Origin of the sequence: Streptomyces sp. SLBN-31, assembly GCF_006715395.1 — a bacterium.
GTDB lineage: Bacteria > Actinomycetota > Actinomycetes > Streptomycetales > Streptomycetaceae > Streptomyces.
Genome location: NZ_VFNC01000003.1, coordinates 420,453 through 444,036, shown reverse-complemented (window position 1 = coordinate 444,036; position 23,584 = coordinate 420,453). Strand labels below are relative to the sequence as shown.

Annotated in this window: 30 protein-coding genes; 21 read left to right on the top strand and 9 right to left on the bottom strand. The window is 69.4% G+C overall.

All coding sequences use genetic code 11. The features are described 5' to 3' along the window. Nucleotides 1–5 precede the first annotated feature (5 nt). The 4 genes from FBY22_RS39605 to FBY22_RS39590 all read right to left on the bottom strand — a co-directional run bounded on the left by FBY22_RS39605 (nucleotide 6) and on the right by FBY22_RS39590 (nucleotide 3,398). Nucleotides 6–185 (bottom strand): hypothetical protein, encoded by a 180-nt coding sequence (locus FBY22_RS39605; RefSeq protein WP_142153196.1) that lies wholly within the window; start codon nucleotides 183–185, stop codon nucleotides 6–8. Between the two features lie 33 nt (nucleotides 186–218). Next, on the bottom strand, nucleotides 219–1,370 hold the full coding sequence (locus FBY22_RS39600) for a S1C family serine protease (protein ID WP_142153194.1): 1,152 nt from the start codon (nucleotides 1,368–1,370) through the stop codon (nucleotides 219–221). 130 nt (nucleotides 1,371–1,500) lie between these two features. Next, nucleotides 1,501–2,523, bottom strand: coding sequence for a LacI family DNA-binding transcriptional regulator (locus FBY22_RS39595; protein ID WP_142153192.1), 1,023 nt, complete (start codon nucleotides 2,521–2,523; stop codon nucleotides 1,501–1,503). A gap of 95 nt (nucleotides 2,524–2,618) precedes the next feature. Beyond that, the gene (locus FBY22_RS39590) at nucleotides 2,619–3,398 is read right to left on the bottom strand and encodes a response regulator transcription factor (protein ID WP_142153191.1); all 780 of its coding nucleotides are present in this window, start codon (nucleotides 3,396–3,398) and stop codon (nucleotides 2,619–2,621) included. Nucleotides 3,399–3,580: 182 nt separating this feature from the next. Here FBY22_RS39590 and FBY22_RS39585 point away from each other — a divergent pair, with 182 nt between their 5' ends. From FBY22_RS39585 to FBY22_RS39555, 8 genes are all read left to right on the top strand, one after another. Then, on the top strand, nucleotides 3,581–4,444 hold the full coding sequence (locus FBY22_RS39585; RefSeq protein ID WP_142153189.1) for a S9 family peptidase: 864 nt from the start codon (nucleotides 3,581–3,583) through the stop codon (nucleotides 4,442–4,444). Nucleotides 4,445–4,516: 72 nt separating this feature from the next. Beyond that, the gene (locus tag FBY22_RS39580) at nucleotides 4,517–4,771 is read left to right on the top strand and encodes a MoaD/ThiS family protein (protein ID WP_142153187.1); all 255 of its coding nucleotides are present in this window, start codon (nucleotides 4,517–4,519) and stop codon (nucleotides 4,769–4,771) included. 2 nt (nucleotides 4,772–4,773) lie between these two features. Continuing rightward, nucleotides 4,774–5,835, top strand: coding sequence for a hypothetical protein (locus FBY22_RS39575; RefSeq protein WP_142153185.1), 1,062 nt, complete (start codon nucleotides 4,774–4,776; stop codon nucleotides 5,833–5,835). Nucleotides 5,836–6,078: 243 nt separating this feature from the next. Then, the gene (locus tag FBY22_RS39570) at nucleotides 6,079–6,822 is read left to right on the top strand and encodes a DUF2993 domain-containing protein (RefSeq protein ID WP_142153183.1); all 744 of its coding nucleotides are present in this window, start codon (nucleotides 6,079–6,081) and stop codon (nucleotides 6,820–6,822) included. Between the two features lie 222 nt (nucleotides 6,823–7,044). Then, nucleotides 7,045–7,125, top strand: a complete 81-nt coding sequence (locus FBY22_RS46140) for an Ms5788A family Cys-rich leader peptide (RefSeq protein ID WP_350751515.1) — start codon at nucleotides 7,045–7,047, stop codon at nucleotides 7,123–7,125. Between the two features lie 124 nt (nucleotides 7,126–7,249). Further along, a complete protein-coding gene (locus FBY22_RS39565; RefSeq protein ID WP_142153181.1) occupies nucleotides 7,250–8,089 on the top strand; it encodes a sulfurtransferase in 840 nt (279 codons plus the stop codon). A gap of 68 nt (nucleotides 8,090–8,157) precedes the next feature. Next, complete coding sequence (locus FBY22_RS39560; protein WP_043502058.1) at nucleotides 8,158–8,448, top strand: DUF1416 domain-containing protein; 291 nt, start codon at nucleotides 8,158–8,160, stop codon at nucleotides 8,446–8,448. A 33-nt stretch (nucleotides 8,449–8,481) separates the two neighbouring features. Continuing rightward, entirely contained in the window at nucleotides 8,482–8,793 is a 312-nt protein-coding gene (locus FBY22_RS39555) for a DUF3099 domain-containing protein (RefSeq protein WP_142153179.1), read from the top strand. Here FBY22_RS39555 and FBY22_RS39550 read toward each other — a convergent pair. Continuing rightward, nucleotides 8,787–9,149: a DsrE family protein gene (locus tag FBY22_RS39550; RefSeq protein WP_142153176.1), complete on the bottom strand. Its 363-nt coding sequence runs from the start codon at nucleotides 9,147–9,149 to the stop codon at nucleotides 8,787–8,789. The two genes, FBY22_RS39555 and FBY22_RS39550, sit on opposite strands and share 7 nt — an antisense overlap. A gap of 156 nt (nucleotides 9,150–9,305) precedes the next feature. On the opposite strand from FBY22_RS39550, the gene FBY22_RS39545 reads away from it, so the two are divergent. From FBY22_RS39545 to FBY22_RS39515, 6 genes are all read left to right on the top strand, one after another. Beyond that, nucleotides 9,306–10,121 carry a hypothetical protein gene (locus tag FBY22_RS39545; RefSeq protein WP_260845364.1) on the top strand — a complete coding sequence of 272 codons (816 nt, stop codon included), beginning with the start codon at nucleotides 9,306–9,308 and terminating at the stop codon, nucleotides 10,119–10,121. Next, nucleotides 10,118–11,077, top strand: coding sequence for a hypothetical protein (locus FBY22_RS39540; RefSeq protein WP_260845363.1), 960 nt, complete (start codon nucleotides 10,118–10,120; stop codon nucleotides 11,075–11,077). The genes FBY22_RS39545 and FBY22_RS39540 overlap by 4 nt, the downstream gene beginning before the upstream one ends. Then, entirely contained in the window at nucleotides 11,074–11,931 is an 858-nt protein-coding gene (locus FBY22_RS39535; RefSeq protein WP_174267414.1) for a hypothetical protein, read from the top strand. The genes FBY22_RS39540 and FBY22_RS39535 overlap by 4 nt, the downstream gene beginning before the upstream one ends. 249 nt (nucleotides 11,932–12,180) lie before the next feature. Next, nucleotides 12,181–12,756, top strand: coding sequence for an FABP family protein (locus tag FBY22_RS39525; RefSeq protein ID WP_142153170.1), 576 nt, complete (start codon nucleotides 12,181–12,183; stop codon nucleotides 12,754–12,756). A 16-nt stretch (nucleotides 12,757–12,772) separates the two neighbouring features. Then, the gene (locus FBY22_RS39520; protein WP_142153168.1) at nucleotides 12,773–13,210 is read left to right on the top strand and encodes a Fur family transcriptional regulator; all 438 of its coding nucleotides are present in this window, start codon (nucleotides 12,773–12,775) and stop codon (nucleotides 13,208–13,210) included. 10 nt (nucleotides 13,211–13,220) lie between these two features. Beyond that, nucleotides 13,221–14,186, top strand: coding sequence for a folate-binding protein YgfZ (locus tag FBY22_RS39515; RefSeq protein WP_142153166.1), 966 nt, complete (start codon nucleotides 13,221–13,223; stop codon nucleotides 14,184–14,186). 47 nt (nucleotides 14,187–14,233) lie between these two features. Here the strand turns inward: FBY22_RS39515 and dtd are convergent, their stop codons facing one another. Beyond that, complete coding sequence (gene dtd / locus FBY22_RS39510; protein WP_142153164.1) at nucleotides 14,234–14,659, bottom strand: D-aminoacyl-tRNA deacylase; 426 nt, start codon at nucleotides 14,657–14,659, stop codon at nucleotides 14,234–14,236. A 159-nt stretch (nucleotides 14,660–14,818) separates the two neighbouring features. Here dtd and FBY22_RS39505 point away from each other — a divergent pair, with 159 nt between their 5' ends. From FBY22_RS39505 to FBY22_RS39495, 3 genes are all read left to right on the top strand, one after another. After that, on the top strand, nucleotides 14,819–15,472 hold the full coding sequence (locus FBY22_RS39505) for an aerial mycelium formation protein (protein ID WP_142153162.1): 654 nt from the start codon (nucleotides 14,819–14,821) through the stop codon (nucleotides 15,470–15,472). A gap of 131 nt (nucleotides 15,473–15,603) precedes the next feature. Further along, complete coding sequence (locus FBY22_RS39500; protein WP_142153160.1) at nucleotides 15,604–16,860, top strand: GNAT family N-acetyltransferase; 1,257 nt, start codon at nucleotides 15,604–15,606, stop codon at nucleotides 16,858–16,860. Between the two features lie 349 nt (nucleotides 16,861–17,209). Further along, nucleotides 17,210–18,124 (top strand): winged helix-turn-helix domain-containing protein, encoded by a 915-nt coding sequence (locus tag FBY22_RS39495; RefSeq protein ID WP_142153158.1) that lies wholly within the window; start codon nucleotides 17,210–17,212, stop codon nucleotides 18,122–18,124. A 38-nt stretch (nucleotides 18,125–18,162) separates the two neighbouring features. On the opposite strand, the gene FBY22_RS39490 is transcribed toward FBY22_RS39495, so the two are convergent. After that, entirely contained in the window at nucleotides 18,163–18,351 is a 189-nt protein-coding gene (locus tag FBY22_RS39490; protein WP_142153156.1) for a hypothetical protein, read from the bottom strand. A 172-nt stretch (nucleotides 18,352–18,523) separates the two neighbouring features. Here FBY22_RS39490 and FBY22_RS39485 point away from each other — a divergent pair, with 172 nt between their 5' ends. Beyond that, nucleotides 18,524–19,402: a GntR family transcriptional regulator gene (locus FBY22_RS39485; protein WP_142153154.1), complete on the top strand. Its 879-nt coding sequence runs from the start codon at nucleotides 18,524–18,526 to the stop codon at nucleotides 19,400–19,402. Beyond that, a complete protein-coding gene (locus FBY22_RS39480; protein ID WP_260845362.1) occupies nucleotides 19,402–20,139 on the top strand; it encodes an HAD family hydrolase in 738 nt (245 codons plus the stop codon). Before FBY22_RS39485 ends, FBY22_RS39480 begins: the two co-directional genes overlap by 1 nt. A 27-nt stretch (nucleotides 20,140–20,166) precedes the next feature. Here the strand turns inward: FBY22_RS39480 and FBY22_RS39475 are convergent, their stop codons facing one another. Further along, nucleotides 20,167–20,349 carry a hypothetical protein gene (locus tag FBY22_RS39475; protein WP_142153150.1) on the bottom strand — a complete coding sequence of 61 codons (183 nt, stop codon included), beginning with the start codon at nucleotides 20,347–20,349 and terminating at the stop codon, nucleotides 20,167–20,169. A 172-nt stretch (nucleotides 20,350–20,521) separates the two neighbouring features. Between FBY22_RS39475 and FBY22_RS39470 the strand changes: the two genes are divergently transcribed. Continuing rightward, on the top strand, nucleotides 20,522–21,412 hold the full coding sequence (locus FBY22_RS39470; RefSeq protein ID WP_142153148.1) for a winged helix-turn-helix domain-containing protein: 891 nt from the start codon (nucleotides 20,522–20,524) through the stop codon (nucleotides 21,410–21,412). On the opposite strand, the gene FBY22_RS39465 is transcribed toward FBY22_RS39470, so the two are convergent. After that, nucleotides 21,354–22,184 (bottom strand): HAD family hydrolase, encoded by an 831-nt coding sequence (locus FBY22_RS39465; protein WP_260845361.1) that lies wholly within the window; start codon nucleotides 22,182–22,184, stop codon nucleotides 21,354–21,356. The two genes, FBY22_RS39470 and FBY22_RS39465, sit on opposite strands and share 59 nt — an antisense overlap. Nucleotides 22,185–22,398: 214 nt before the next feature. Here FBY22_RS39465 and FBY22_RS39460 point away from each other — a divergent pair, with 214 nt between their 5' ends. Beyond that, nucleotides 22,399–23,526 carry a phosphotransferase gene (locus tag FBY22_RS39460; RefSeq protein ID WP_260845360.1) on the top strand — a complete coding sequence of 376 codons (1,128 nt, stop codon included), beginning with the start codon at nucleotides 22,399–22,401 and terminating at the stop codon, nucleotides 23,524–23,526. Nucleotides 23,527–23,584 lie beyond the last annotated feature (58 nt).

The following is a 23,584-nucleotide window of genomic DNA, read 5'->3' as shown; positions in this document are numbered from 1 at the left end:
CGGTTTCAGCCTCGTACGGTACGGCGGCGGGTGCGGGCGGCCGTCGCCCGTCGCCCGGCGACGAGGGCGGGGGCCAGCTCCGGCGCGCGGCCCGCCGGTGCGTGCAGTTCGTACGCCACCTCGAGGGCCAGGGTGAAGGCGGCCGGGTCGGTGGCGGCGCCGGGGTGGGAGACCTGCTTGATCATGACGTACTCCTTGCTGTCGCGGTGGTGCGTGGGTCAGCTGGTGGAGCCCGACCGGAGCGTGGCCAGGTCGGCCTTGACGGTGTTGATAGGGATGGCGAAGCCGAGGCCGATGCTGCCGGCGTCCGAGGAGGACGAGCCCGAGGAAGAACTGGCGGAGTACATGGCCGAGTTGATGCCGATGATGTTGCCGCTCGCGTCGATCAGCGCGCCGCCGGAGTTGCCGGGGTTGAGGGAGGCGTCGGTCTGGATCGCCTTGTAGGTGGTGGTGGACGAGCCGGTGTCGCCGTTGAACTGCCGGCCGCCGAACTGGAACGGCCAGTTGCCGCCGCCGCCCTGCTGCTGGCCCTGGCCCTCGTCGGTGGAGACGGTCACGTCACGGTCGAGGGCGGAGACGATGCCGCTGGTGACGGTGCCGGACAGGCCCTCGGGGGAGCCGATCGCCACCACCGTGTCGCCGACCTGGACGCCGCTGGAGTTGCCGAGGGTGGCCGGCTTGAGTCCGGAGGCGCCCTCCACCTTGATCAGGGCGAGGTCCTTCTTGCTGTCGGTGCCGACGAGCTTCGCGGTGTACGACTTGCCGTCACTGGTCGTCACCTTGATCGACTGGGCGCCGGAGATGACGTGGTTGTTGGTGACGATCTCGCCGCCGCTGGTGATGATCACACCGGAGCCGGTGGACGTGCCGTTGCTCAGCGTGGCGCTGACCTCGACCACGCTCGGGCTGACGGCCGCAGCGATGGAGGCGACATCGCCCTTCTTGCCGGCGGGCACCGCATTGGTCGTCGTGGAGCTGGTGGCGACGGTGTCGCTGCCGGTCAGCTCCTGGAAGGCGTACGCGGTGCCGCCGCCTATCGCCGCGGCCACGATCGCCACGGCGGCCAGCAGGGCGAAGGGGCCGCGGGCGCGCTTCTTCGCGGCCGGCGCGGCTCCGGGCGCGGGCTCGGCGGGGACGGTGGGGAGCACCGCCGTACCGCCGCCCTCTCCGCCGGCCATGGACCGGGCCTGGTCCTCGCCCGGCCGCGCGGTGGTACCCGGCGCGACGCTGACCGGCTCCGCCTGCGCGGGCCGGTACGCCGGCGGGGGCGGCCACTCCGGATTCACGGGGGAGGAGGAGTGCTGCTGGGCGCCCTGGTAAGGGTTCTCGTACTGCTCGTACTCGCCGTCGCGGCGGAAGCTCTCGGTCATGTCATCGAGCTTGTCGCGCGACCATGAGAGCTTCCTGAGTGCCCGCTGAGAACGCCGCCAGAACCTCGTATGCCCGATATAAAGCCGATGACGGCGGCGGGCGGGGGTCTCTCAGAAACCCCTCATGAAGTCAGTCGCAGCCGCAGGATCCGCGGACGACCAGCCGGGACGGGAAGGTCTTCAGCCGCTCCCGCCGGGCGCCCGCCACCCGCAGACCGTCGTCCAGGACGAGGTCCACGGCGGCCCGGGCCATCGCGCTGCGGTCGGAGGCGACCGTCGTCAGCGGCGGGTCCGCGAGCGCCGCCTCCTTGATGTCGTCGAAGCCGGCCACCGCCAGCTCGCCGGGGACGTCGATGCGCAGTTCCCGCGCGGCCCGCAGCACGCCGATGGCCTGGTCGTCGGTGGAGCAGAAGACGGCGGGCGGCCGCCGCGGCCCGGAGAGGATCTCCAGCGCTATGCGGTAGGCGTCGTAGCGGTTGTACGGCGCCTCGAACAGCCGCCCCTCGGTCGGCTTGCCGGCCTCCTCCATCGCGCGCCGCCAGCCCTCGACGTGGTCGGAGACCGGGTCGCCGACGGCGGGTGTCTCGGCGGTGCCGCCCATACAGGCGACGTAGTCGTACCCGTGCTGCAGCAGATGCTGCACGGCGAGGTGGGCGCCGCCCAGGTCGTCGGTGACGACCGCGACGTCGTCGATGGCCTCCGGCCGCTCGTGCAGCAGTACGACCCGGGCGTCCCAGGCGTCGATCTCGGCGGCGGCGAGGTCGTTCAGGGCGTGCGAGACGAGGATGAGACCAGAGACCCTCATGCCGAGGAAGGCGCGCAGGTAGTGGACCTCGCGCTCGGCGACGTAGTCGGTGTTGCCGACGAGGACCATCTTCCCGCGCTCGGAGGCGGCCTGTTCGACCGCGTGGGCCATCTCGCCGAAGAAGGGCTGGCGCGCGTCCGGGATGATCAGGCCTATGAGGTCCGTCCGGCGGGACGCCATCGCCTGGGCGACCCGGTCGGGCCGGTACCCCAGCTCCTTGATCGCGGCGAGGACACGCTCGCGCGTGGCCGGGGCGACCGGCCGGGGTCCGTTGTTGATGACGTAGCTGACCACGGCGGTGGAAGTACCCGCCAGCCGCGCCACATCGTCCCGAGTCACCTTGGCCACGCGCGGAGTCTACGCGGATATACCCGGTCCGGGCAGGGCGAGCGGAACCTTCCCGCCGCCTCCTGTGCACAGGCAATGCCCTGCCCAGGGGCCGGTCATGCCTCGGCCGGCACCTCGGCGCCGTCCCGCACGGACGCGGTGTCCGCTTCGTCCGCCTTTGCCCGTTCCGCCGTGGCCTTGGCCTCCTCGGCGACGCGGTCGGCCTTCTCCGGGGTAACGAATCGATAACCGACGTTCCGGACGGTGCCGATCAGCGACTCGTGCTCGGGGCCGAGCTTGGCGCGCAGCCGCCTCACGTGCACGTCGACCGTTCGGGTGCCGCCGAAGTAGTCGTAGCCCCAGACCTCCTGCAGCAGCTGCGCGCGCGTGAAGACGCGGCCGGGGTGCTGGGCGAGGTACTTCAGGAGCTCGAACTCCTTGAAGGTGAGGTCGAGGACCCGCCCCTTGAGTTTCGCGCTGTAGGTGGCCTCGTCCACGGACAGGTCGCCGTTGCGGATCTCCATGGGGGAGTCGTCGTTGACGATCTGCTGCCGGCCCATGGCCAGCCGGAGCCGGGCCTCGACCTCCGCCGGGCCGGCGGTGTCGAGCAGGACGTCGTCGATGCCCCAGTCGGCGGTGACGGCGGCGAGGCCGCCCTCGGTGACGACGAGGATGAGCGGACAGCCCGGGCCGGTGGAGCGCAGCAGCTGGCACAGGCTGCGGACCTGCGGAAGGTCGCGTCGGCCGTCGATGAGGATGACGTCGGCACCCGGGGTGTCGACGAGTGCGGGGCCCTCCGCCGGCGCCACGCGTACGTTGTGCAGCAACAGGCCGAGTGCCGGGAGCACCTCCGTCGACGGCTGGAGGGCATTGGTCAGGAGCAGCAGAGAACTCATACGTCTGGTTCCTCCTCGGTCCCTGCGAGGACGTGTGCGGTGCGTCACCTGCTCTGCGATCCCGAAGGCCCCGTACACCGGCGGTCACCTGGAGTTTCCCGCTTCGTATACAACGCTTCCGAAAGCACAAAAGGACCCGGGGGCTACGCTGCCCGAGTCCTCTGCCCAGCAGAATAGCCCACATGAGCACTACTCCGGCAGGTCATGTGGCTCGTTCCACCGTCCGTCCGCATCCCGAGACGATCAGACGTGCACCTTTGCGGACGTTTCTCCACACGGACGACGGAGTGACGATCGATTCCGTATACGATCCGCCGGCCGCCGTATACGACACCTCCGCGCCACCCTCCGTCGACCTCGTGTTCGTCCTCGCCCACGGCTTCACCGGCGACGTGGACAAGCCCCACGTACGGCGGGTGGTGCAGGCGTTGACGCAGTTCGGGGCGGTGGTCTCGTTGTCCTTCCGCGGTCACGGCGCCTCCGGCGGGTGGTCGACGGTCGGCGACAAGGAGGTGCTCGACCTGGCGGCCGCGGTGGAGTGGGCGCGCGGCCTCGGGCACACGCGCGTGGCGACCGTCGGCTTCTCCATGGGCGGCTCGGTGGTGCTGCGGCACGCGGCGCTGTACGGGCCGGAGCGCGGGGGGCGCACCGAAGCGGCCACGGACGCGGTGGTCTCGGTGAGTGCGCCGGCCCGTTGGTACTACCGGGGCACGGCCCCCATGCGGAAGCTGCACTGGCTGGTGACGCGCCCGGAGGGCCGCCTGGTCGGCCGCTACGGATTCCGTACGCGCATCCACCACCGGGAGTGGAACCCGGTGCCCCTCTCCCCGGTGGAGGCCGTCCCGAGGATCGCCCCGACGCCCCTGCTGATCGTGCACGGCGACCGGGACGGCTACTTCCCCCTCGACCACCCCCGCATGCTGGCCGCGGCCGCCGGTGAACACGGCGAACTCTGGCTGGAGGACGGCATGGGCCACGCGGAACACGCGTCGACGGACGAACTCCTGGCCCGCATCGGAGAATGGGCCGCCGACGCGGCGGGCTAGCCTTGCGCTGTACACGCAATCTCCGGCTACGCCGGTACACAGCCGATCGACTCGCCATTGATTGAGGAACGGATGCCAAAGGTCACGGTGCGCTACTGGGCCGCCGCGAAGGCCGCGGCCGGGGTCGCCGAGGAGGCCTACGACGCGGCCACCCTCGCCGAGGCGCTCGACGCCGTGCGCGAGCGACACCCCGGTGAACTCGCGCGCGTGCTGCAGCGATGCTCGTTCCTCATCGACGGTGACCCCGTGGGGACCCGCGGGCATGAGACGGTACGGCTGGCCGACGGCGGCACGGTCGAGGTGCTCCCGCCGTTCGCAGGAGGGTGAGGATGACCGAGCAGCCGTACCAGAACCAGGACCCCTACCAGCAGGGTTACGACCCCCAGTGGCAGCAGGCGTACGACGACCAGTACGCCCAGCAGTACACGCAGCAGTGGCAGGGGCAGACGTGGGAGACGCAGGTGCAGCCGCCGGTGTCGTACCAGCCGCAGCAGACGCCGCAGGCCCAGCCGTACGGGTATCCGCAGCAGCCGCAGCACGTGCAGCCGCAGCCGTATGTGCAGGCGCCCGAAGAGCCCCGGCAGGCCGGCGTTCCTGAGCCCGCCCCCGCCTACGGCCCCGCCACCGTCGCCGGGAACTCCCGCGTCACGGACGCCCAGCGGGCGCGTCTGGAGGGCCGTTCCCCGATCATCGAGCCGGGGATGCAGCCGGCCGCGCTCACGGCGCTGCTGGGTCTGCTGCTGTCCGGTGCGGCGACGTTCGGCTCGTACGCCCTCCTCGTCCCGCTCGTCGTCCTCCAGGCCGTCACGGCGGCGGGCTGGTTCCGGCTGAACGGCATGTGGCCCGCGCGGCAGGGCATCGCCCTCGCCTTCCTCGGCGCCGTGGTCGCGGACGTCGCGCTGCTCGTCGCGGGGCGCGGAAACGGGCCGGCGGCCATTCTCGGCACCCTCGGCGTCTGGGTCCTGCTCTCCCTGGTCCTGCAGCTGCGCTCGCACGCCGACCCGGACGAGCGGATGTACGGCCTGATGGCCACGGTCGCCTCGGCGGCGCTGGCGATCGCCGCGGCCGGCTACCTCGCCGCCGACGCGGACGCGGTGACGGTCGGCGCCGCGGCGGTCGCGGTGGCCGTCCTGGCCCGCGCCCTGCCGCTGCCGACGCCGGCGTCGGTCGTCGTCTCCCTGCTCGCCGCCGCCGGCGCGGGCATCGCGGTCGGCGGCATGACGGACTTCGGCACGAAGGGCGCCGTCCTCGGCGCGGCGGCGGCGGCGTGCGCCCTGATCGGCCACCGGGTGGCCAGTTATGACTACCCGTCGAGGTTCGTCCACTTCACGGCCGGCGTGGCGCTCCCGCTGAGCGCGGCGGCCCCGCTGGTGTGGGTACTGGGCCGGTGATTCCCAGCCCGTCCGGCGTCTGAGGACGAGGCCCGCACGGCCGACAGGGGGATGTGGGGGCCGCAAGCCCCCAGGGACGGTGCCCGAACTCCCCGCGCCCTACGTCACAGCTGATCGACAATCCCCCGGCCGAGCCCCCGGCCAGGGTTACGCTCGCGAACGGCGGCCACTCGAACCCTGGAGACCGCCGGACCGCCAGACCGTCAGATCTCCGCCGTCGTCGGCCAGTTGGGGGAACACCGGATGCGCGCCCTGCGAATACTCCTGATCGTCGTCGTGATCCTCGGCGGTCTCTTCGTGATCGCCGACCGCGTCGCCGTCCACTTCGCCGAGAACGAGGCCGCGGACAAGGTCAGAACCACCGAGAACCTGGCCTCCACCCCGGACGTCTCCATCAAGGGCTTCCCGTTTCTCACCCAGGTCGCCTCCGGTGAACTGGACGACGTGCAGATCGGCATCAAGGACTACGAGGCCGACACGGGCGCGGGCAAGGGCGCCGGCGTGCCGGAGACGATCCGTATCGACGACCTGAAGGCCGACATGAAGGGCGTCTCCTTCTCCGGCGACTACAGCTCCGCCACCGCGACCAGTGCGACCGGCACGGCCACGGTCGCCTACGACGAGCTCCTGAAGGCAGCCAAGTCCGAGCCGACGCAGATCTTCCCCGGCATCAAGGCCCAGGTCGTCGACCTGTCCGACGGCGGCAACGGCAAGATCAAGGTCAATATCAAGATCACGACTCCGGCCGGTGCACGGACGTACCCGGTGCTCAGCTCGGTCACCGTCCACGGCGACTCGGTGCAGGTCCACGCCGACGACCTGCCCAAGCTGGTCGTCGACCTCGCCGACGCCCGTATCCGCTCGATCACCGACTTCCAGCAGACCATCGACCGGCTGCCCGGCGGTGTGAAGCTGGACAGTGTGCAGGCCGCGAAGAACGGTGTGGAGATCACGGTGAAGGGTTCGAACGTCAGGCTCGCGGGGTAGTACGAGCCCCGGCGGACCGCGGATCGCCCGCGTACGGACAACGGGGCCGTCCAGAAGGTGAGACGCCGTCGTCCGTACCGCAGATGTGGTGACCGATAGGTGTCCCCCGGAGCCCTGCGACCACGGCTCGGACCCCGCACTCATCCCACATCCCGGACGATCGCGTCTCGCCATGTGACACGCCGGTGACACGCCCGCCTGTCCGTCCCTACGATCGACCGTATGAAGCGACAGGCGGACCTCACGAAGCGGCGGGCAGTAGACCTGTGCCGCGTCGCCGCCATGCTCTGTCGCCCCTTCTGAGCGGACGGCGCAGGCCTCCGCATCCCCCCGCCCTGTTCAGGGCACTGGTGCGCCGCCCCCGTGCGAGCGCGCGTACCCCTCACACTCGTATGCCCCGCCGCAACTGCCCCGGAGGAGAAAGAGCATGAGCCGCAGCGACGTCCTGGTCGACGCCGACTGGGTCGAGGCCAACCTCGACGACCCGAACATCGCGATCGTGGAGGTGGACGAGGACACGTCCGCCTACGAGAAGAACCACATCAAGAACGCGATCCGCATCGACTGGACCAAGGACCTGCAGGACCCGGTCCGCCGCGACTTCATCGACCAGGAGGGCTTCGAGAAGCTCCTGTCGGCGAAGGGCATCGCCAACGACACGCTGGTGATCCTCTACGGCGGCAACAACAACTGGTTCGCGTCCTACGCCTACTGGTACTTCAAGCTCTACGGCCACGACAACGTCAAGCTGCTCGACGGCGGCCGCAAGAAGTGGGAGCTGGACGCCCGCGAGCTGGTCGAGGAGGTCCCCGAGCGCCCGGCCACGAACTACAAGGCCAAGCCGCAGGACACCTCCATCCGCGCCTTCCGCGACGACGTCGTGGCGGCCATCGGCTCGCAGAACCTGGTCGACGTCCGTTCGCCCGACGAGTTCTCCGGCAAGCTGCTCGCCCCGGCCCACCTGCCGCAGGAGCAGTCGCAGCGCCCGGGTCACGTCCCGAGCGCGCGCAACATCCCGTGGTCGAAGAACGCCAACGACGACGGCACCTTCAAGTCGGACGAGGAGCTCAAGGAGCTCTACGCCGAGGAGCAGGTGGACCTGGCGAAGGACACCATCGCCTACTGCCGTATCGGTGAGCGCTCCGCGCTGACCTGGTTCGTCCTGCACGAGCTGCTCGGCGTGGAGAACGTCAAGAACTACGACGGCTCCTGGACCGAGTACGGCTCCCTCGTCGGCGTGCCGATCGAGCTCGGCGCCAACAAGTAACCACCCCCCCGTACACATCCGGAAACCCGACCGGCCTTCCTCCGGTCAGACCCCTCTTGGAGAAAGACATGTGTGGAGCGAAGGCCGGCGGCCCCGACGCCTCGACGATCAAGCCCGGTGAGACCACCATCCAGGGTCAGGTGACCCGCGACGGCGAGCCGGTGACGGGCTACGTCCGTCTGCTGGACTCGACCGGCGAGTTCACCGCCGAGGTCCCCACCTCCGCGACGGGCCAGTTCCGCTTCTACGCGGCCGAGGGCACCTGGACCGTCCGCGCCCTGGTTCCCGGCGGCACCGCCGACCGCACGGTCGTCGTCGCCGAGAAGGGCGCGCTCGCCGAGGTCGCGATCGCGGTCTGAGACACCGAGACCGGCGAAGGGCCGTACCCACGGGTGGACACCCGGGGCACGGCCCTTCGCCGTGCCCCGGCATACCCTGGAGACATGCTGGCGCGTCGCCGTCGTACGTATTTCGCCATGATGGGCACCTGCGTGGCGCTGTTCGTCCTGGCCTGGGGAGTCGTCCGGATCTGGTCGGTCCCGGCGGCCGTCGCCATGTGCGTGGTGGCGATGGTCATCCCGCCCGTCGCCGCGATGGTCGCCAACCGGCGCGGCCCCGACGACCGCTGGTGGGACGACCCGTCCGGGGACCCGCAGTCGGACGAGTGGTGGGACGAGCTGGACGGCAAGAAGCGCCGTCAGTAGACGAGCGCCTGCGTGTCCTCGCCCAGCGCCTCCTGGACGAACACCTGGGCCCCGGCGATCCGTACGCCCTCGATGACGTCCTTCTCCGTGATGTCCCGCCGGGCCGCGCACTGCGTGCAGAGCGTCACGCGGCCGCCCGCGAGCAGGGAGTCGAGCAGGTCCGGCAGCGGCGCCGCGTGTGGCAGCTCGAACTCGGCGGCCCGGCCCGGCAGCGCGAACCACGCGGACTCGCCGGTCAGCCACAGGGAGACGTCGACGCCGCTGGCCACGGCCACCGCCGCCACCGTGAACGCCTGGGAGCACCGCTCGGGAGCGTCCGCCCCCGCCGTCACCTTGATCACGAGCTTCTTCGCCATGGCCGAATCGTAATCAACGCTGCTACAACTCCGGCCCCCGGCCATGAGTCTCCTGTGAGCGCGCATACGGAATGCGTGCTTCACGTTTTGTGGGGGGACGTCTTGGAAGTACCCGAAGTGCCCGAACGGCCGAAGGAGCCGGAAAGATCGGAAGCGGTGACGGCGGAGATGCCGGAGATGCCGGTGGTGCCGTTCGGGGTCACCGCGCCCGCCGAGCCCGTCGCGCCCGCCGAGCCCGTCGCGCCCGCCGAGCCCTCCGTGTCGCGGCCGCGGCGCCGGGGCCGTACCGCCCTGCTGATCGCCTGTGCGGCGGTCCTGGGTGTCGTCGCCGGCACCTGCACCGGCTACCTCGTCCAGGCCGACCGTGAGCCGACGAGGCTGCCCTCGTTGTCCCAGCCGATGCTCGGCCGGTCGAAGGGCGACGCCCCCGAGCCGCTGTCCGCCGTGCAGGACCGTCAGGTGAAGGTCGACGGCGACCTGCGCAAGCTGCTGGTGAAGAAGCCCGGCGGCGCGAAGGACGCCGAGTGGCTGTCCGGCGACGGCTGGATGGACCTGGCCGAGTACGCCGGCAGCTACGAGAAGCCGGGCACGATGTTCGGCAACCTCGTGCGCGACGAGTTCCGCCGCGCCGCCGTCACCGGCTGGACCGTCAGCAACCACCAGACCACCGAGGTCTACCTGGTCCAGTACCGCCAGCACCAGTCGCTGGAGGCCGCCGACTCCAGCGACAACGGCCAGTACTGGGCCGCGAAGAAGGCCGGCACCGACAGCTGGCCCATCCCCGGCACCGGCAGCGGCATGGTCTACGTCCACAACAGGCCGGAGACGAAGGTCGGCTACGTGCCGGTGTACGGCGCGGAGGCGCACGCCTACCGCGGCGACGTCGCCATGGAGATCTGGATGTACGACACCAGGCCGATCCCGAAGGCGAAGATCATGGACCTGGCGAAGCGGCAGATGGAGCGGCTGTGAGCGAGAACCCCAACGAGCCGACCACCCGGCCGGCCGAGACACCCCCGGCGGCGCCGCTCGCCGCGGAGCCGCCCGTCGTACCGTCGGCGCCGCTCGCCGCGGAGCCGCTCGTCGCACCGTCGGCCGAGTCGCCCGCCGCACCGCACGGTGAGCCGGCCGCCGCGCCGCTGGGTGAGCCCTTCGCCGTGCCGTTCGCCGAGCCGGCCGCCCGCAAGCCCCGCAACCGTGGGCGTATCGCCGCCGTCGCCGCCTCCGTGCTGGTCGTCCTGGGCGTCGTGGCGGGTGTCGGCTACACCGTCGTCACCGTCGACGGGGCCGACCGCGATGCCGGTGCGGCCGTCTGGAAGTTTCCGGAGCAGAAGGCCCCCGAAGCGAAGAAGGCCCCGGTGAAGGGTCTTGCCGGTCTGCTCGTGGAGTACGGCGACGGCTGGAAGCGCGGGCCCGACTTCGGTCAGTTCGCCGCGGACTCGGAGCTCGGCGCCGCCCAGGCGACCGCGCTGCGCAAGGAGTCCCTGCGCGACCTGCCGCGCACCGAGCGCAAGCAGCTCGAGAAGCTCATCGACAAGGAGCACGTCAAGGGCATGGCGATGCGCAGCTACGCCAAGGAGGCGGGCAGCGCGTTCTTCACGGACACCGCCGTCACCGTGAACATCACGCTGTCGCGGATGGAGAGCCCGTCCGTGGTCCGCAGGCTGTCCAACTCGCAGAACGCCCTCTTCGACTCCCTCGACTTCTTCCGCAAGGGCCCGAAGATCAAGGGCCACGGCAACGCCCAGTGCTTCCTGCCGCCCAAGAGCCTCGACAAGCACCTGGACGCGATGTACTGCTCCGCCTACCAGGGGAACATCCTGGTCCACGTCACGGCCAACGGCGTGAAGCCCTTCGACTCCAAGGGCGTCGCGGAACTCCTGGCGGACCAGCTCAAGCGCATCGGCGATCCCGGGGAGGCGGTATGACCGAGCAGACGGAACAGCAGCCCATGGTGGTGCCGCCCATGCCGGAGGCGCCGCCGGTGCAGTCACCGGCCCAGCCGCAGCCGCCCGTCAAGAAGGACCGTCGCGTGCTGCGCGCGGTCCTGCGCTGGACCGCCGCCGTCACCGCGTTCGCCGCGGTCGGGGCGGGGACGGCGTACGGGATCACCGGGATGCAGCGGACCGACCTGCCGGGCCTCGCCACGCAGTCGGACGGGCGCTGGGACTACCCGACGCTCACCAGGCCGCCGCTGCCGTCCGGCAGCCCGGAGCCCTTCGCCGAGCGCAACACGGCCGGCACCCACTACGCCGACCTGCGCGCCCTCCTGCTGCCCGCGCCCGAGGGCGCCGTGGCGGACGGGAAGCTGCGCGGCACGGACGGCTGGCTGGCGACGAAGGACTTCCTGGCCGAGTACGCGCAGAAGGAGACCCGGGACAACCTCAAGCAGTCGTTCACCGACGACGGTCTGCGGCACATCGCGGCCCGCGGCTGGACCACCCCGGACGGCACGCGCACCCGCGTCTACCTGCTGCAGTTCGGCACGGCGGCGGTCGTCGACGACCTGTTCTCCAGTGAGGCCCCGGCCGACGGCCCCACCGACCAGCTGCGCGGCACCATCACCTCCGTCTTCGACAGGGACTTCCCGACCGAGGCCCACGACTACAACGTCGAGTACTCGGCCTACGTCGAGACGACGCCGTACGGAGCCGAGCAGACCCGGCAGGCGTACCTGTCCGCCGGTGACGTCCTCGCGGTGATCGTGCAGTCCAGGAAGGGCAGGGCGAAGCCCGTACCGTTCCGGCAGACGGTGGCGCTGCAGAGCCAGCTGCTCGGCTGACCGGGGTACGGGCGTACCTCACACGGAGCACCGGGCCCCGGCCGCGTAAGCTGGGGCCCGGCCCTGTGCACGTACCGCACCTCCGCTCAACAAGGAGCACGTCGTGGAGATCCTCTTCGAAACCCTGCTGGTCCTGGTCTGCGTGGGCGTCCTCGCCTTCGCCTACCTGACCGTGAAGAAGCTGTACCAGGGCCAGCGCTGAACCCTCTCCAGGAACCCCTCCAGGAACCCCTCCAGGAATAGCCACTCATGATCGAGATCCCGTCCGACCTCCACAAGGACCTCGTGCCCCTCGCCTTCCTGCTCGGCAGCTGGGCCGGCGCGGGCGTGCACGACTTCCCCGGCTCCGAGAAGTGCAACTTCGGACAGGAGGTCGCCTTCTCGCACGACGGCCGGGACTTCCTGGAGTACGAGTCCCACACCTGGGTCCTCGACAACGACGGCAACAAGGTCCGCCCGCTGGAGTCCGAGCACGGCTTCTGGCGGATCGACGCCGACCGCAAGGTCGAGATCACCATGGTCCGCAACGACGGTGTCGTCGAGGTCTGGTACGGCGAGCTGGCCGACAAGAAGCCGCAGATCGACCTGGTCACGGACGCGGTGGCGCGTACGGCGGCGTCCGGCCCGTACACGGGCGGCAAGCGCCTGTACGGCTATGTCAACAGCGACCTGATGTGGGTCGGCGAGAAGCAGACCCCCGAGGTCGAGCTGCGCCCCTACATGTCGGCGCACCTGAAGAAGGTCGTCACCCCCGAGGACGTCGAGCGCTGGGCCAAGGCCCTGCCGGACGACATGCCGGACGACGGGATCGCCTTCTTCAAGTAGTCCTAGACTCTTCGGTGTGGTGAGCACCGACTGGAAGAGTGATCTGCGGCAGCGCGGTTACCGGCTGACCCCGCAGCGGCAACTTGTGCTCGAAGCCGTGGACACCCTTGAGCACGCGACCCCCGACGCCATCCTCACGGAAGTGAAGAAGACGGCGTCGGGGGTCAACATTTCCACGGTCTACCGGACGCTGGAGCTGCTGGAGGAACTGGGCCTGGTGAGCCATGCCCACCTCGGCCACGGCGCCCCGACGTACCACCTCGCCGACCGCCATCACCACATCCACCTGGTCTGCCGGGACTGCGAGAACGTGATCGAGGCCGATGTCTCGGTGGCAGCCGAGTTCACCGCGAAACTGCGCCGGGAGTTCGGCTTCGAGACGGACATGAAGCACTTCGCGATCTTCGGCCGCTGCCGGGACTGTTCGCTGAAGAGTTCAACTACCGAGTCGTAGGCTTGTGCCCATGAAGAGCCCTCTGCTGTCCCTGCCCGGCGCCGTCCCCGCCGAGGGTGCGGACGAAGGCGTAGCCGCCCACTACGGCGATCTGTTCCGTGAGCAGCGCGCCCTCGCCGACGGCACCGGTTTCGTCGACCTCTCGCACCGCGGTGTCGTCACCGTCTCCGGCGAGGACCGGCTGAGCTGGCTGCACCTGCTGCTTTCCCAGCACGTCAGCGAGCTGCCCGCCGGCCAGGCCACCGAGGCCCTGATCCTCTCCGCCCACGGCCACATCGAGCACGCGCTGTACCTGGTGGACGACGGTGAGACCGTCTGGGCGCACGTGGAGCCGGGGACCCAGGAGGCGCTGATCGCCTACCTGGAGTCGATGAAGTTCTTCTACCGGGTCGAAGTCGCCGACCGCACGGCCGAGTTCGCGGTCGTGCACCTGCCGGCCGGTTCGATCGCGGAGGTCCCGGAGGGCGTCGTCGTACGCGAGACGTCGTACGGCCGCGACCTGTTCCTGCCCCGCGCGGGCCTGGAGTCGTACGCGGAGAAGGCAGGCCCCGCCGTCGGCATCCTGGCCTATGAGGCCTTCCGCGTCGAACAGCACCGGCCCCGCCTCGGCTTCGAGACCGACCACCGCACCATCCCGCACGAGCTGGGCTGGATCGGTACGGCGGTGCACCTGCAGAAGGGCTGCTACCGCGGCCAGGAGACGGTCGCCCGGGTGCAGAACCTGGGCAAGCCGCCCCGCCGTCTGGTCTTCCTCCACCTGGACGGCAGCGAGGTCCACCTCCCCACCCCCGGCACCGAGATCCGCCTCGCCGACGAGGACCCCGACGGCCGCAAGATCGGCTTCATCACGACGTCGGTACGCCACCACGAACTGGGCCCGGTGGCCCTCGCCCTGGTCAAGCGGAACGTACCGGTGGACGCGCGCCTGATGGCGGGGGAGACGGCGGCGGCCCAGGAGGTCGTCGTCGAGCCCTGACGTCCTCGGATGTGCGGCCTGACGTCCTCGGATGCCCGGCCTGATGTTCAGATGTCCAACAGGACGGTGAACGGGCCGTCGTTGGTCAGCGCCACCCGCATCCGCGCGCCGAACCGGCCCGTCGCCACCGTCGCTCCCAGTGCCCGCAACTGGGCGACCACCTCGTCGACGAGGGGTTCGGCGACATCGCCGGGGGCGGCGGCGTTCCACGTGGGGCGGCGGCCCTTGCGGGCGTCGCCGTAGAGCGTGAACTGGCTGATGACGAGCAGCGGGGCGTCGATGTCGCTGCACGACTTCTCGTCGTGCAGCATCCGGATCGACCACAGCTTGCGGGCGAGCTGGGCGGCCTTCTCCTTGGTGTCCTCGTGCGTGACCCCGACCAGGACGCACAGCCCCTCGCCGATGATCTCCCCGACCGTCTCGCCGTCGACGACCACGCTCGCGCCGTCGACCCTCTGCACCACTGCACGCATGCGACCATCATGCCGGGCCGCCCGGAGAGGGCCGTGCGCGGGTTGATTATTGATCCTTAACCCCCCATCTGGGGCCGATCGGGGGCACTCGGTCACATAGCGGCCACTTGGGGTGGCACGATGCTTTCCACACGCCGGTCGAGGGGACGGTAGAGGCACATGAGCACACCGAGTACCGGGCGGCAGCCCGTCTCGTGCAGGGGAGAGCGGGCGCCGTCGAGGCCGCCCACGCAGCGCACCGACAGTCCGGTCGGGCCGGTCGCACCGGTGGGTGCGGTGGCTACGGTCGGCGCGGTCGCGTCGGTCGGTCCGCGGCTGCCCGCCGACCCGCCCGAGCACGACCTGGCCCTGCTGAGCCTGCCCGAACTGCGCACCCTGCGCCGGGACGCCCAGCGCGACGAGGCCGACCTCAGCTACGTCCGCCGGCTGCTGCAGGGCCGTATCGACATCCTGCGCGCGGAGCTGGCACGGAGGTCTCCGGCCGGGGCGGCGTCCGTTGTCGAACGGCTCTCGGAGATCCTCACGGACGCTCCCGCCCGCCACCGCTCCTCGGCCCGCCACGTCACCCTGGGCACCCCGCACAGCGCGGAGTACCGGCAACTGGCCGCCGACATGCTGGCCGAGGTCGAACTCTCCGACCTGGCCGCCCGCACCGACCTGGAGCTGAACACCGCCATGGGCCGCCTCGTGCGGTACGAGCAGCAGGTCTCCCGCCGCCGGCAACGGCTCCAGCGCACGACGGACGACTGCAGCGCCGAGATCACGCGCAGGTACCGGGAGGGCGAGGCGCAGGTGGACGACCTGCTGGTGTGAGGCGGGGGAGCGGGCCGCTGCCGGTGCGAGGCGGGGGCCTCGGGCGCCGCGCGGCGGGGAAGTGGGCCGCCGGTGCCGCGGGACGGGATAAAGCCCGCGACACCCCGATCCCGTGCACCTACCGTGAGCCCATGAGCCTCTCCGCCGACATCGACGTCCGCCCGATCACCGAGGCCGAGTTCCCCGACTGGCTCCGCGCCGTGAACACCGGCTTCCTGCGCGAACCCACCCCGACAGAAGCCGAACTGGACGCTCGACGGCTCCAGTTCGTGCCCGGCCGTTATCTCGGCGCCTTCGACGGGGGCAGGTGTGTCGCGACGTTCCTCTCCTTCGCGCAGGAGGTCACCGCGGTCGGCGGCGCGCCGGTCCAGGCCGACGCGGTGTCCGGTGTCACCGTCACCGCCACCCACCGCCGGCGCGGCCTGCTCACCCGCATGATGGGCCGGGACCTCGCCGAGGCGAAGGAGCGCGGCGACGTCGTGGCCACGCTCATTGCCGCCGAGTACCCGATCTACGGCCGCTACGGCTTCGGTGCGGCGACCACCGCCGCCGAGTGGACCGTGGAGACCCTGCGCACCGGGCTCGATCCGCGCTGGTCCGGCCCGGCCGACGGCGCCCGCGTCGACATCGTGGACGCCGAGGAGGTCCGTAAGTTCGGCCCCGAGCTCCACGACCGCTTCCGCCGGGCCACACCAGGCGCCGTCAGCCGCCGGGACTGGTGGTGGCAGGTCAACACCGGCGCCCTGCGCTTCCAGCCGAAGTGGACCGAGCCGTTCTTCGCCGCGTACCGGGCGGCCGACGGCACGGTCGAGGGTCTGGTCGCGTACGACGTGGAGGACTGCTGGGGAGAGGGCAAGCAGCAGCCGCAGGACACGGCGACCGTGCGGGGGCTGATCGCGACGACCCCGGCCGCCGAGCGCGCCCTGTGGTACCACCTGGCCTCGATCGACTGGGTCACGCGGGTCAAGACCGGCCCCCGCGCCCCCGACGACCTGCTGCCCCACCTCCTGCCGGACCCGAGGGCAGCCCGTATCACCTCGCAGGCGGACTGGCTGTGGGTGCGGATCCTGGATGTCGTACGGGCCCTGGAGGCACGGACGTACGAGGGCGCGGGATCGTTGGTGCTGGAGGTGGCCGACCCGGCCGGGTTCACGGGCGGCCGCTACCGGCTGGAGGCGTCACCGCAGGGCGTGTCCTGCGTGCCGACGAAGGACAACGCCGAACTCTCGCTGAACATCACCGAGTTGGCGCGACTGTGGCTCGGCGACGAGTCGGCGCTGCGGCTGGTGGCGCTGGGTCTGGTACGGGAAGAACGAGCGGGCGCCGCCCTGGTGGTCGACGCCCTGCTGCGTACGTCCAGGCGACCTTGGTGCCCGGACATGTTCTGAAGCCCTTCCGCTCGACGACGGTTGCCTGTTCATCCGTAGCTGTGCTCTTCGGTTGTGGCTGTGCGGGTGGAGCATTCAGTTGTGGCTGTGCGGGTGGGACTGTTCGGTTGTCGCTGTGGAGTTGTGGCTGTGCGCGGACTGACCGGGCTCCCGGCTCCCCTCCGGAAGGGAGCCCGGCCAGTCGAACCGGGATCAGGCCTCGAGTCCGATGGACAGTACAGCCAACCCTTCGAAAGCTTGACCATGTCACCGAAGTTGGCGACCAACTTCACTTCACTTATCTCCGCTTGGAAGCGTCTCATAACCACCTTCCCCGGAACTGCCCAAAGATGGCGGGAAGTTGTAGTGTTTGGTTGTGGACCCGAAACACGCCTCCGCCAATGGAGGGACGCGGTCACAGCGGTCACAGAAGTCACATCAGGATGTGGCCGACGAGTTGCGCGCCCGGATCAGGTCGGGCCGGCTCCGCGCGGGTCAACGCATGCCCACGCAGGCGAAACTGGCCGACGAGTTCGGCGTCGAGCGCGGTGTCGTACGCCAGGCGCTGCGGATCCTGCAGTCGGAGCACCTGCTGACCAACGTATCCAAGGGGGCGCCCGCGACGGTGGCTCCCGATCCGGGGCTGCGCAGCGCCCTGACCGGCCCCGGAGCTCCGCCGTTGCCCACGATGGTGGCCCTCGCTCCCCGGATAGCGAACGCCTTCGCGGCCCCGAACGTCGAGATCGACGCCCTCTGCCTGACCTCGGTCTCCCTCACCCTCGCCATCGGCGAACCACTGCGCCAGATCCACGCGGGGCGATTGAAACCAGCCAAGTTGGACGTCCGTGTGCTGCTGCCCAGCCGTGATATCGAACTGGCGTTTCCGACGCCGGTGGACCCTTCCGTCGACGGCCGGCTGCAGCGCCGCTGGCTGGCCCAGCGCAACGCCCAGGGCCAGGTCCTCAAGCACAACCTGCTGGCCCTGCGGGCCACACACGGCATCGACGTCCGGGTCACCTTCCGCGCGCTGCCCTTCACTCCGCCGGTGAAGCTGTACCTGCTCAACGGCGTGGAGGCCCTCTTCGCGTACTACACGCTGACGCGACGCGAGGAGAAGATCGACCACGAGCACCTGGAGATGTACGACGCCGAGGGCACCCAGTCGATGCTGTTCGCCTTCGAGCAGGGCGCCGGCCTGCGCGACACCACCTTCGTCGAGCAGTCGCACCTGTGGTTCAACGCACTGTGGGAGACGATCAGTTCGGAGCTGTTGCTCACGAGCTGATGTCTCCCGCACTGCGTTGAACAGGCTGTTTTCTCGGCTCATAGAGCGGGCCCCGCGACCAGCAGGGCGAGCACGACGGCTCCCATCGAGCTGACGGTCGGGTTCTTGGCCTTGATGCCCACGGTGAGCAGGAGCAGGCCGATGATTCCGGACACGCCGTACTTCCACTGGATGGTCTGCTCGATGCCGACGACGAAGATGGCGGAGAGGAGGGCGAGGGCAGGCACGATGGTTCCCCCTTCAGGCGGCGGAGTCGGCGGGATCGAGGAAGCAGAGGAAGCAAAACTTCCGCCAACTGGACCAAGTTGGCAGCCAACTCTACTTAAGTTGTCCCCACTTGGCACCTACTCATAAACAAGTCACAAACAACTCCCGGTAGATGGATCTAAGTTGTACCGTTTGGTCGTGACCCAGGAGAACGTGGCAGTGAACGGCAGCAGAAGGCTCTCCCCCCAGGAGATCGCCGACATCCTGCGGGAGCGGATCAACGACGGCGACCTCAAGGCCGGCGACCGCCTGCCCACTCAGGCCGAACTGGCCGAGGAGTTCGGGGTGGAACGCGGCGCCGTCCGCCAGGCCCTGCGCGTACTCCAGGACGACGGCCTGCTGACCAACGTCAGCAAGGGCAGCCCACCGCGGATCGCTACGCCGGCGCCGGTCGTGGGCGAACCGCAGCCGACGATGGTGGGACTGGCGCCACGGCTGACGGAGGCGTTCGCGGCCGACCACGTCCGCGTGGACGCCGCGTGCCTGACCGCGGAGACCTTGATGCTGGCCCTGGGCGAGCCCCTCCGCAGCATCCACGCGGGCGACATACGCCCCGAGTCGATCGACGTCCGCATCCTGCTGCCGTCCCGCGAGATCGCGCTGGCCTTCCCGGTCCCCGTCGACGGCCGCGGCGACGACGATCCGGTCCACCAGCGCTGGCTGTCCCAGCGCAACGCCCAGGGCCAGGTCCTCAAGCACAACCTGCTGGCCCTGCGCTCCTCGCACGGCATCGACGTGCGGGTCACCTTCCGCGCCCTGCCGTTCACCCCGCCCATCAAGCTCTACCTGCTCAACGGCACCGAGGCCCTCATCGCCTACTACATGATCACCAAGCGAGAGGAGGAGTGGGACAGCGAAACCCTGCAGATGTACGACACCCTGGGCGGCAAGTCCCTCCTCTTCTCCTTCGAACGGCGAGCCGGCCAGCGGGACGCGGCGTTCGTGGAGCAATCACAGAAGTGGTTCGACGCCCTCTGGGAAACCATCACCACGGACCTGACACTCTCCTAGTGACTTCTGATGTGACGCAGACTGACCGGGTGACAGCAGAGACAGGGAACCTGCGCGAACTGATCACCCACGCCCGCTTCGTGCTCTTCGACTTCGACGGACCCATCTGCCGGCTGTTCGCGGGGCATGCGGCGGAGGACATCGCCGGGAGTTTCGTGGAGTGGCTGGAGATCCGGGGACTGTCCGGAGTGCTGACGGACGAGGAGCGAAAGTACGAGGATCCGCAGGCGCTGCTGCGTGTCGTGGACGTCCGGCACCCGGGCAGTGACCTGGTGACGGAGATGGAGGAACGTCTCACCACGGAGGAGCTCAAGGCCGCGTCGACCGCGATGCCCACTCCCTTCGCCGATCCGTTGATCCGCACCTGGACGGCGGTGGGTTCCCGCCTGGCCGTCACGACGAACAACTCGGCCCGAATGGTCCACGAGTACCTGGACAAGCGCGGTCTGCTCTCCTGTTTCGCGCCCCACATCTACGGCCGTACCCGCGACCTCGGTCAGCTCAAGCCCGACCCGCACTGCCTCAACCGTGCCCTGCGCGCCATGGGGGCGGCGCCGTCCGAGGCCCTGATGATCGGCGACTCACCCGCGGACGTAGAGGCCGCACGCCAGGCCGGCGTGCCGTTCCTCGGCTACGCGCGTAACGAGGTCAAGTCGAACGCCCTGAGGACCGCGGGCGCCGAGACGGTGGTCGACTCGCTGTGGCCCCTGCTGGAGATATTGAGGGGCGGCCGGTAGGCGGTCGACCCACGGATTTGACTGGCTTCAGGCCTGGGTCATGAGCAGGACCAGCATGATGGCCCCGATGGACGCGTAGGTCGAGTTGCGGGCCCGGATACCGGCACCGACGAGCAGCAGGCTGATCACCCCCAGCAGTCCGTAGCGCGTCTGGAGCAGCTGGTCCAGGGCCGCGCTGAGGACAGCGGCCACCAACTGGATCGCGATCATGGGTCCCCCTGACGTCGCTTGCCGAGAAGCGATCAACTTGCAGTCCAATTGGGCTGGTTGCCGCAAAATGGTTCTGCCCTGACTGGTTGATCCCTTAACCGGCGGGCGAGTTGGACTGACTATTTGACTGGAACTGGGTTTCCTCGGCGACGAAGAGAGGTACGGTCGCGGTGTGAGCGGCGATCAGGGCGGTGAGGGCGGCGGCGGCAGGTCCGCTCGCGTCGCCGCTGCTCTGCGGGCTCGTATGGCCGACGGGACCTACGCGCTGGGGTCCAAGCTTCCGGCGCAGCGGGAACTGGCCGATGAGTTCGGCGTCTCCAGAGACACTGTGCAGCGGGCGCTCGGTGAGCTGCAGAACGAGGGCTGGATCGCCTCACGTCAGGGCAGTGGCTCCACGGTCCTCAAGGACCAGCGGATCGACTCGCCGACGGTCGGCAAGTGGCCCGATCGCAAAGTCACGTTGGGGCGGCTCATCGGGCAGGCCTTTCAGCAGTCAGAGGTGACGCTGGACGTCTTCACGCTCACCGCGGAGTCCCTGGACGCGCACATCCGGTACCAGGGAGAGCTGATCCAGGCCGGTGAGATCAGGCCGGAGAGTGTGGCTCTGCGCGTCCTGTTGCCGGCCGAGTCCGTGGAGCTCCCGTACTGGCGGTCTCAGGACCCGGACGAGGACCGGCTCCTGAAGCGCCGGTACGTCGGCATCATGCGCCGGTCGACGGCGACACTGCGCAGCGTGATGAGCCAGTTGAAGACCTCGAACCTCGTGCCCTCGGTCCACTTCGAGGTCCGGCGGATCCAGCTCGCGCCGACCTTCAAGCTCTACCTGGTCAACAACGAGGAGGCGCTGCACGGCTTCTACGAGGTCGTCATGCGCCCCATAGAGCTTGAGGGTGGCCGGCATATCACGACGGCGGATGTGGAAGGCGTGGCCGCGCGGCTCACCCACCACGTGAAAGATCCGCATTCCCAGGGAGCGGTGTTCCTGGAGAGCATGCAGAAGTGGTTCAACTCCGCCTGGGACGTACTCGGCATTCCGGAGGCGAATTTGGGGGAAGCTCTCTGAGTGTTCGCGCAGCCCGAATGACCGGGTGGTGCGAGGAAACCACGACTTCCGCTCCCCGGTCTTTCATCTGCGTGGCCCGGGCCCTCTTCTTCGTGTAGCCGATGAATGAGGTTCCGGCCGACCGGGCGGCATCCAAGTCCGAGATCTTGTCGCCGATAAGGAGGCATTCGGAGGCCTTGACGGACAGTTTGTCGATGGCCCGCCGTACGCAGTCCGGATCCGGTTTCATGAGACGTGCGTCGTCCGGGTCCCGGCCGAAAACACCGTCGAAGTTCGAGTGGAGCCGCACCCCGGGGAGTTCGAGGTACCTCCTGATCGGGTCCTCGGCGTTGTTGCTCACGACGGCCAGGCGCTTGCCGAGATCGGATGACAGTACTTTCACGAGCGTGAGGACGCCCCACGCTCGTACGGCGGTCTCGACAGCCGCGTCCTCCGCCCGCGTCACGATGTCCTCGGCGCGCTTGAGGGCCACCGGACTCAGGTCGTCCGGCTCGGCGTCGTACATGAGCCTGAGGCGCAGAAGTGCGTGGTGCGAGTCGACGCACTCCTCGACGTCCGGAGCGAGGCGTGCACGGCCCCACTCCTCCCGCGCGGCGTGCTTGATGTCGTCCGCCACGTCCTTCGTCGTCGAGCGTGTGCGGGGATCCCTGGGCCGGCCGGCGAAGAGAGCGCAGATCGGCCCGTCGAAGTCGAAGAGGACCGCCTTCGCGCGACCGAGAAGGGCCAGCAGGTCACCCCGCGGGTCATCCTGGTCGTCGGTCGCGTCGTCCAAAGGGCCTCCTTGCGGTCGTCGTGCCAGTTTTGCGCACCGCGCGGGACGGCCGCCAGCGCTTCCGGCCGGTTCACGCGCAGGTGTCGGCTCCTTCGCGCGCATGTACGCCGATTAGACCAACGAGGCGACCGAACCCTCGAATACCCGGGTTCTGCACCGGCGCTCGACCGCCGGGTAGTAGCCTGCGTCCCTCTTCATCATCGGCTCGATCAGAATGGCCGGAACCCAGCGCATGACATCCGCCTCGCTCCCCGACAGTCCGTCGCGGATCGCCGAGTTGAGCGTCGACGGCAGTGTCGTCCGAGACACGTTCACGGGGTATCACCATGTGACGCGTGTCCTGCCCTACGAAGGCCGGATCTGGGTCAAATGCCGGGAGCCCCGCGCGCAGATCCTGTGGTTCGACCGCAGGTGCTTCACGTCGGAGGAGGAGCTGCTCCTGAACCTCAGGGAGCTGGAGATCGAGCGCGTGCCTGATGTCGTGACGATCGGCCGTACGCACTTTCAGGGGTTCATCGAGGGCCGGACTCTCGGCGTCCGGCACTGGTGGCAGAGCCGTCGCGTGCCCGAAGTCCTTACCGACCAGCTACTGGAGATCTTCCGCCAACTGGTGCAGATCCGGCCAGACATGCTCAAGGCGCAGCGGCGCTGCACGGCGGACGACCGATCCGATGACTACGACACCGACGGATTCCTGGAACGCCTGATCGTCTTCATGGAGGATCAGGTCTACGCAGAGAATCTGCCGCTGTTCGAGGGCTTGTTCAGTGAACTCGGAATCGGAGAGGAATCGTTCACCCGTTTGCGGAAGAGCGTATACGGTCTGGAGCGTCGGCCTTTCTCCCTGCTGCACGCGGACCTGCACCGTGAGAACCTCATCGTGGACCCCCAAGGTCACATCTGGGTCATCGACTGGGAATTGGCCATGGTGGGCGACCCGCTGTACGACCTGGCCACCCACCTCTATCTGATGAAGTTCCCGGAGCCGCAGGAAAGACGTATGGCTCAGGAGTGGAGCCGGGTCGTCGAGCGTGCGCGGCAAGGAAGTTCACTCGGCTGGGAGGACGACCTGCCGCGTATTCTCGCTTTCAAGAAGGCGCAGTCGGTCTTCACCGACGTCATTCGCGTCTCCCTGCAACTGGACCGGCGAGGCGACCTCAACTGGTTCGGCCTCCCCTTCGCCGCCACCAAACTGCACCGGATCCTCCTCGCGGCGGCCGAGCCCCTGGGACTGGACACCGTGCCGAACCACTCACGGATCGCGAGGGCCCTGGTTCGTTGGCACCGCACAAAGGACCTGGGCAAAAGACCCACGGCGGACGTCCCGACCCCCACATCCTGACCGTACGTGCCCCGCACACCACACGCACTGCGGTGGTTTCCTCAAGGCCGCCCTTCTG